The sequence below is a fragment of the Aquimarina brevivitae genome (assembly GCF_004216895.1).
In the GTDB taxonomy this organism is placed as follows: Bacteria; Bacteroidota; Bacteroidia; order Flavobacteriales; family Flavobacteriaceae; genus Aquimarina; species Aquimarina brevivitae.
This window is the reverse complement of sequence record NZ_SGXE01000006.1, coordinates 1-8,794: the sequence shown is the minus strand read 5'-3', so window position 1 is coordinate 8,794 and position 8,794 is coordinate 1. Positions and strand designations below refer to the sequence as shown.

At 31.9% G+C, this 8,794-nt stretch carries 9 protein-coding genes; all 9 read left to right on the top strand.

The window, feature by feature from the left end; genetic code table 11:
• Positions 1 to 1,017: 1,017 nt before the first annotated feature.
• Positions 1,018 to 1,338 carry a DUF2845 domain-containing protein gene (locus EV197_RS15255; RefSeq protein WP_130287671.1) on the top strand — a complete coding sequence of 107 codons (321 nt, stop codon included), beginning with the start codon at positions 1,018 to 1,020 and terminating at the stop codon, positions 1,336 to 1,338.
• A gap of 172 nt (positions 1,339 to 1,510) precedes the next feature.
• Positions 1,511 to 2,782: an AAA family ATPase gene (locus EV197_RS15250; RefSeq protein ID WP_130287670.1), complete on the top strand. Its 1,272-nt coding sequence runs from the start codon at positions 1,511 to 1,513 to the stop codon at positions 2,780 to 2,782.
• 8 nt (positions 2,783 to 2,790) lie between these two features.
• A complete protein-coding gene (locus tag EV197_RS15245) occupies positions 2,791 to 3,312 on the top strand; it encodes a hypothetical protein (protein WP_130287669.1) in 522 nt (173 codons plus the stop codon).
• Between the two features lie 178 nt (positions 3,313 to 3,490).
• Positions 3,491 to 5,335, top strand: a complete 1,845-nt coding sequence (locus EV197_RS15240; protein ID WP_130287668.1) for a hypothetical protein — start codon at positions 3,491 to 3,493, stop codon at positions 5,333 to 5,335.
• 128 nt (positions 5,336 to 5,463) lie between these two features.
• On the top strand, positions 5,464 to 5,706 hold the full coding sequence (locus EV197_RS15235; protein ID WP_130287667.1) for a hypothetical protein: 243 nt from the start codon (positions 5,464 to 5,466) through the stop codon (positions 5,704 to 5,706).
• A gap of 232 nt (positions 5,707 to 5,938) precedes the next feature.
• The gene (locus EV197_RS15230; protein ID WP_130287666.1) at positions 5,939 to 6,514 is read left to right on the top strand and encodes a hypothetical protein; all 576 of its coding nucleotides are present in this window, start codon (positions 5,939 to 5,941) and stop codon (positions 6,512 to 6,514) included.
• Between the two features lie 148 nt (positions 6,515 to 6,662).
• Entirely contained in the window at positions 6,663 to 6,998 is a 336-nt protein-coding gene (locus EV197_RS15225) for an avidin-fold protein (protein ID WP_130287665.1), read from the top strand.
• 138 nt (positions 6,999 to 7,136) lie between these two features.
• Positions 7,137 to 7,583 carry a DUF1572 family protein gene (locus tag EV197_RS15220; protein ID WP_130287664.1) on the top strand — a complete coding sequence of 149 codons (447 nt, stop codon included), beginning with the start codon at positions 7,137 to 7,139 and terminating at the stop codon, positions 7,581 to 7,583.
• Between the two features lie 140 nt (positions 7,584 to 7,723).
• A complete protein-coding gene (locus tag EV197_RS15215) occupies positions 7,724 to 8,104 on the top strand; it encodes a hypothetical protein (protein WP_130287663.1) in 381 nt (126 codons plus the stop codon).
• Positions 8,105 to 8,794: the final 690 nt, after the last annotated feature.

Genomic DNA, 8,794 nt, shown 5'->3' with positions numbered 1-8,794 from the left:
AAACTCAAAGACTCAAAGACTCATATTCATGAACCACGAACTAAGAACTAAGAACTAAGAACTACGAACTACCAACTAAGTCTCGTTACCCCTTGCTCCGCAGCCCACTCGACCTGACAACGCGTTTTTATATTTGAAGTGTATTTGTCACAACTTGTCCCGATTACTCGGGATCGAGTGATTTTGAATGCAATGAAAAATGGTTTCGAGATGTATTCTGAAGCACGTATAAGTTCCTAAATCCACGAATGTCACATCGAGTGATTTTGAATGCAATGAAAAATTGTATCGAGATGTATTTTGAAGTACTTATTAGTTTCTAAATCTACTCTAAAATGGGTCTCGATACAACGTCCAGCGTTACCAGCTGTCCGCCACTCGACCAGACAATGCGTTTTTTATTTGAAGTGTATATGTCACAACTTGTCCCGATTACTCCGGATCGAGTGATTTTGAATGCAATGAAAAATGGTTTCGAGATGTATTTTGAAGTACTTATAAGTTTCTAAATCTACTCTAAAAAGGGTCTCGATACAACCTACTCCGTAGCCCACTCAACCAGACTACGATTTTTTAGCTGCTTTTAAGGATTTTAACGTATTGATTATAAGTAAAGTAAATAACACAAAACCAATTACTACGGTAAAACCGTAGACGACTTATCATTTTATTTTATAGTTTTATGCCACTACGTTGCCCCACAACACTTAAGTCGTCATCTTTGTATAATAATACTGTATGGTATCCATAGCAGTAAGACACTAGCTTTTGTTATCCATAATAGGGTAGGGTGATAGCCTTGCGCTTGCTGAATTGATTTTAAGTAGCTAGTGAGTTTTTAATAAGCTTGGTTTGTGGTTTTCCACAAGGGAAAGGTATATGAAACTGGTATTTTTATATCATAATAGTTAGTGAAGAAATTATATTGAGTATAACTGATTCTCTTTATTTCATTGTTTATCAAAAGCTTGAAATAGTGTTTAACATTGAATTAATTAATACAAAAAAAATAAGAATATGTCGTGGTATTATTGGGTGATTTTATGTGTAATCGGAATTATTGTAATAGCATATTTAAGTTATGTAGCAAAAGAAAAAAGGTTATTGAAAAAATATAATGATCCAGTTTTGGTAGAACGTTTAATGAAAGGTGAAATATGGCAAGGTCAAACGAGAAGGGAATTGTTAGATTCCCAAGGGAAGCCTTCCGATGTGAGCGAACAAGTTCTAAAAACTAAAGTCAAACGAATTTACAAATTTCATAAAACTGCAAAAAATCGATACGATTTAAAAGTCACAGTAGAAAATGGAATTGTTGTAGGTTGGGATAAAAAATAAAATAAACTCGATGCAGCTAGTTTCTTTTAGGGAAATTAACGGGAGCACATAAGATATAAAATAAAAGGTAACTATTGCTACAATATCTAGAAGTTATAAATACCTTAATTAATGATAAAAGTGAACTAAAGTTATACTGGGTAATTATGATGTACCACATTAAAATAACAAAATGGAAAAAATATTCTTAAAAAACTATAAAGGCTTCAGACATCAGATAATTAGTTTAGAACAGGTTAATTTTCTTGTAGGAGAGAATAGTACAGGAAAGACATCTTTTCTTAAGGTTGTAAATCTATTGTCGAGCGCTGAATTTTGGTATGACTATGAGTTTAATAATAATGAAGTTGAGTTAGGTTATTTTGAAGAAATAATTAATAAACAAACTGAAGATAAATTCTTTCAGCTTGGTATAGAAAAGAAAAACGAAAACAATGAAAATGACGAATTCAGAATATTGTTTGAATTTCACGAACTAAATTCTATTCCAATATTAAAATTGATGAAAGTTAATATTGCTAATTTTGATGTTTTAATAAATTTCTCACCAAAACAAATCAGGTATAGAATAAAACAAGAAAATAGAGTTGAATACGAAAAATGGGTCAATGACTTTGATTACCCTAATACATACAAAGTTCTTTCAAGACCATTTAGACGTGGAATTTTACCAGTTTACTACATAACTCATCTTATAGGAAGTGAAATTTTAAAAGGAAATAATTTACAGAAATTTAGGCCATCGTTTAATAATGAAATGCTTTATTCAAACTATAAATGGTTAGCTCCTATTAGAGCAAAAGCAAAAAGAACTTATGAATCATATAAAATAAAATTTTCACCAGAAGGCGAACATATTCCTTCTATACTTAGACAAATTCTTTCAGGCAAGAATAGTAAGGATAAAGCAAAAATTATTAGTGCCTTAGAACAATTTGGTAAGGACAGCAATTTATTTAATAAAATCGAAGTTCGCGAATTAGGAAAGAAAAATAGTTCACCTTTCGAAATTATTATAAAATACGAAGATTTGGAAATTAAACTCCCTAATGTAGGTTATGGTGTTTCTCAATCGTTACCACTAATTATAGAAATTTTATCCTCTAAAAACACTTGTTTTTCAATACAACAACCTGAAGTTCATTTACACCCCAAAGCACAATCAGCATTTGGTAGTTTTTTATTTAATGCTGTTAAAATTGATAATAATAAATTTATAATTGAAACACATAGTGATTTTACAATTAATCGATTAAGATATAAATTACATAATTCAAAAAAAGATATAGAATTTAATTCGAAAGTTTTGTTTTTTGAACGAGGAAGTGAAGGAAACACAATTACAAATATAAATATAAATAAAGATGGCTCTTATTCAGAAAAAGTTCCTTCGACCTATAGAGACTTTTTCATTGATGAGGAACTTAAATTATTAGAAATATAATTTAAGTTATGGCAATAATTATAGACGCAAATTGCGTAGCAAATGTATTTTCAAAGAAGTCTGCAAAACACAGAGATTTTAAACCTGTATTAAATTGGATTTTACTTGGTAAAGGTCTTATGATTTATGGAGGTTCACAATACAAAAAAGAATTAACTAAAACGTCTAAATACTTACCTATTATAAGACTATTAAAAGATGTTGGTAAAGCAATTGAGGGCGATACTATAGATATCGATGAATATCAAGTTGTTGTTGAAGACCTAAAAGATGATATTGACTTTGACGATACACATCTACCGGCGATTGTTGTTGTTACTAAATGCAGAATAATTTGTTCGGAAGATTGTCGCTCAATACCTTTTGTTCAAGATAGTAAATATTATCCCAAAGGATTTAAGACACCAGTTTATTACACTTCAATTAAAAATAAAAAATTATTGACAGACAAGTATGTCGATGACAGCTTAAAACCTCTATGTAAATTGAATAAATTTAATAGTGAAAGAATCGCAAAACTTCTTAAATAATATGACATAAAAAGGTATATAACACATAGCGCAAGTAATTTCCCCCTGATACCGTGAGCGACTAATTCGTACCAATAGCATCTATCAATATCTTTTACTGGCGAAATCGAGGATTTGACGCAATCAATCCTTGCTTATGTTATTTAGCTTATAAAAACAGAATTTAATAAAAAGCACTATGAAACTAGAACAGATTTTAGACAAACTCGGATCCATAGAAAAGAACTCATTTATTAAAATAATTGATACTATCATATCCAATCACCCTAAGCACCATAAAGAGATTGACAAGATATTAAGTACGTCTGATAAAGGTTTAAAATCTGTTGATAATCAAAACATAGCAAGAATCTTTTCACTTACTACAGATGAATTCCAGGAGCACGTAAAAAGTGAGTTTCAAGAAATTACTTCGCAATTAGATATTTTGATCGACATTATCATTCGCGATGGAAACTGTATCATGAAACAAGATTGGTTTTCCAGACTTTACGAGAAGGAAATCAAACATATCAAATCAAGGATTAAAGGGCTTAATGCAGATTTTGAAAATGATAAATCTGAACTCAGCGCCAGTAGAAAACGAGATTATAGAGTTTATAAAGCTTGTTTAAAAACAGCCTATCAAAACGATCTGGATAATAACAGAGATGCTAAAATCACCTCAGATGAATTGTCCATAATGCTTACACTATCCAGACAACTAGGTCTTTCTCAAGAAGAGGTAAAGCTGATCAATTATTCCATTGTTCCCATAAAGAAGATGGATATACAAGAGGTTATAAAAGGGCTAAAGAGCATAGGAGTTATCTTTTATTCTAATAAAGAAAACACCATTTATGTAGCGGATGAGATGGTACGATTGTTACGTAAGGTAAGAGAAAAGGAAGTGGCAGAAAAATTTTATCGCAGAACACTAAAAATCTTGAGAGAGCCTGTTATTAATCATATTGCCAGAGAGCATAATATCGATCGAAAATTATCGCACGCTCAAAAAATTGAAGAAATCATTAAAGAGGGAGTTTCTTTTACCAACCTACTATCTGAAACCATCTATAAAAACGAAAACACCTTAACAGAAAAGAAAAAAACGCTGAATGAACTCTGTGAAAAGGGTTTGAACATTCCTAACCTCAAAGGAGGTACGCTTGAAGATAAGATTAGTAGTTTGATTACACATTTTGAAAATATTGAACGCGACGAGAAGGTAGGTATTTCATTGGATGGTTTTGATAAACTATTGACGGAATTAAACCAATCGCTACCTAAATTGAATCAGCAGATTAAAGATCAGTTTGAACTGCAGGATGAATTTGTATTAAAAGCGGATTACCTGTTAGATTATAACATTAAGCCAAGAGATATTTTAGATTTAATAGTAAAAAAAGATCTGTCTAAATTTATTAAGGATAATGGTATCAAAGAAAGAGGAGATGATATTCTTAATATACTGGAGCACTATAAAGATGTTGAAAATTTATACTTAGAAAATTATGAAAATGTAGCCTTTAGAAACCTCAATGCACTTAAAGAAAATGGTATTACGGTTAAAGAAAGTGAGTTAGGTTTAAAATTTGAAGAATTGACAAAAACAATTTTTTCAGGATTAGGATTGCATGTGGATGATGAGCTTAAGAATAAGTTGAATACCAAGAAGGATATGATGGATATTCTTATAAACCTTGGTAACGATGAAATAATTATTGTAGAATGCAAAACAAGTAAGGAAAGAGGGTATAATAAGTTTAGTTCAGTGTCCAGGCAATTAAAATCGTATCAAAATGTAGCGCTTAAAAATAATTTACGGATTGTCAAAATCTTACTTGTAGCGCCTGAGTTTAGTGATGATTTTGTTACGGACTGTGAAATGGATACGGAAATGAATTTATCTTTGATAACGGCTTCTACTTTATTAAAAATTTATGAGGCATTTAAAACTTCAAAACATTCCGAATTTCCACATGTATTATTTAGGGATATCGTGATCAATGAAGAACGAATTTTAAAGGCGTTGAGGAAGTAAACAAATCCTGTTACCGTACCAAATCAAAAACTCAACGCAGTCAATCTTTTTCGCGTGGTACATAAAGTTTCTTTTTCAGCAGAAGCTGCTAAAGTATTTAAAAACAATACCTTCTAAAATAGATTATTATGAGCATAAAACAATCTACAATACTGATACTGCTGATGGCGTTCATCAGTTTAGGGATGACAAAAGAAATCGATATTAGCGATACCAAGATTGAAAGTAGTGTATACGTTTGTGGGGCTAGTAAAATATATCATCGAAGCAAATCACATGTAGCCCTAGGCAGATGCAAATCTGGCATTAAAAAGATGACGGAAACCAAAGCAAAAGATTTAGGTAAACGCGTTTGTAGGTGTAGAAGCTAGTTCAGAACCTGTCTTGATGAATAGTTAACTTCCGCTAGCGCGAGCGTCTCGCTCGTACCTGCTACCCGCTCCGCAAAATTTGACTACGTCGAATCCTCGGTTTCCTGAATTTGCGCTACAATAAACCTCTAGCAAGAGGTGTCTATGCTGAACTAGGTTTTTAAAAGTACATTATTGAAATATATGTACTTTTACACATATATAATTATTGTCGGCTATTAAAAACAGAATCTTGAAAAAAATTATTATAGGTTTATTGATCGTAGTTTCATCGCTATTAATTCAGGGATGTGCTTCATTCCCAAAAAACAGATCTAACCCATATATTCTTAATGAAAAAAGATTGAATGTATTAAATGGAGTCTATAAAGCGATTCATTCAGAAGCTGATACCATTGGTAAGATACATTGGTCATATATTAGTTTTTTTAATGAAATAGATAGAAAAATATTCAATCCATCTATAAAATTAGATACATTAAAGAAGTATACATTTGAACTTGAGGTTTTAAACACTAAAAGAATTAAAATTTGTTATTTAGAAAATGACGATAAAATTGGAGAGGAGGTAATTAAAGGAAAAGTTAAGAATGACGGATATTTTTATCTTAAAAATAAGAATGTGAAATTTTTTGGAATTCCTTATTTGGCTGGAGCTCTACATATAAATAAAACTCGACTAAGCAAAGCTGATAATGGGGATCTGGTTTTTGATTTAGTACATCATCGATCAGGTGCAGTTTTACTAATAATGTTTCTCGGTGGATCAAATTGGAACTACAGAAATATATATGAGAGAATAAATTAATATAGCATTTTGTATATACCCGCCCTGCTACCCCGCTAGCGCGAGCGTCTCGCTCGTGTTTAAACAAACTATTGGGTATAGATACCCTATATTCCATACAAAGCTGTACTTTTACATATACATGTGTTAGCTAGTATTGTACCTAACCATGAATTACAACAATAGAACCTTTAAACCTGTGGCTAACACGGAGAATGGAGAAACCACAGCAGACACCGTTTTCTACTACAAACAAGAGGGCGAGATTCTAACAGCAACCTATAGTGGCGGTAACATCAAAAAGGGACACCTCATAGGTTTGGTAGGCGATAACGGCAACATTGAAATGCGGTACCACCAGGTAAATAATAAAGGGCAACTCATGACAGGTATCTGTTTTTCAAAACCTGAAATTTTACCCAATGGAAAAATTAGACTGCATGAATTTTGGGAGTGGACCTCTGGGGATCAATCAAAGGGAACATCCATACTGGAGGAGTTTTAGAACTTCATACCCAATACGTTTTAGCTAATTTGATTAAAGACTAATATAATTAAGGATAATAAATAAAATCCCTTTTTTACCTCAAAAAGTAAATTAGAAAACAATAGAAGTAAACATATAATTAGATAGCTGCCACATATGAATGGAAACGATTTTATAACATTTTTTGAAAATGATTTAAATCAAGTCATCGCTGAATTAGAGTTGTATCAGAAGGAAGAAAATATTTGGCGAGTGGAACAAAACATTGCGAATTCAGCAGGGAATTTATGCCTGCACCTCATAGGCAATTTACATACGTTTATAGGTAAGGAAATAGGAAAAACTAACTATGTTAGGAATAGAGCACTTGAATTTTCTCAAAAAGATGTTTCCAGAACTACGTTGATCATTAGTATTAAAGACACCATAGCAATGGTAAAAACATCACTACATGCTATCACCGAGGAAGACTTAAAAAAGGATTATCCTATAATGAAGTTTTCTAAAGTAGAATCGATTGAATATTTACTAGTACATTTAATAAAACATTTAGCATATCACCTGGGACAAATTAATTATCACAGACGGCTAATAGAGGTGTAAAATTATCGAGATGCGCCGTACAAAGAAACACTAAATTCATCACATCTCTAATTGGTAGCGAATTGACACATTGGATATACAAAAAATATCCGTATACTGAACTTTGTAAAACGTTAACGTATTAGATTGTCATGCCAGTAATGAAGAAGCATACATTAGATCCCAGGAAGTTGATGGTTGTTATAGCTATAGCGCTTATTGCAATAAGCATACTTTTGGTCTGGAATACAAAAAATAATACTCAGCTATCACGGAACGGTGTGGAAACCACAGCTGTAATTTCTAATCTTAAACGAGATTACAGGCGCGTTAATGAAATGGCGGATATCTGGATTGATACTTATATCATCGAGTATCAATTTACAGTAGATACGGATACTATTCTAGGAGTATCACTACTTAGAGCAGAGGAACTTGATGTATATTTTAAGGATCTCCCTGAGTTAAGGGATAAGGTAAATATACGTTATGACTCAACCAATGTATATCACAGTCAGTTAGTAAGGCGAATTGAATTATGATTTATAAGTTGAAGACAATAAACTAATTTTACATTAAAGAATAAATTGCTAAATTCACCAGATGATGAATAGCCCAGGCTATTTTACCACACGAATCAAGCACTACATGACATTACTACTACATCACTTTAAAACAAGTACCGTTCTTATATTTGTATTAACTTTTGCTCACCCTACTGTTTTTGGTCAGATCAATTCGGAGCATAAAATTGATTACCAGTTTTTATCTAATAAGCGTGTTGAACCTAACCCCCCGATCTCCCTGAGTTAAGGGATAAGGTAAATATACGTTATGACTCAACCAATGTATATCACAGTCAGTTAGTAAGGCGAATTGAATTATGATTTATAAGTTGAAGACAATAAACTAATTTTACATTAAAGAATAAATTGCTAAATTCACCAGATGATGAATAGCCCAGGCTATTTTACCACACGAATCAAGCACTACATGACATTACTACTACATCACTTTAAAACAAGTACCGTTCTTATATTTGTATTAACTTTTGCTCACCCTACTGTTTTTGGTCAGATCAATTCGGAGCATAAAATTGATTACCAGTTTTTATCTAATAAGCGTGTTGAACCTAACCCCCCGATTTCCATGTTAAAACCAAATAAAAAACAGTTAAAATTATATATGATTTAGGCAGCAGCTTTTTGATAAGGCTGCTGCCTTTTTATAAC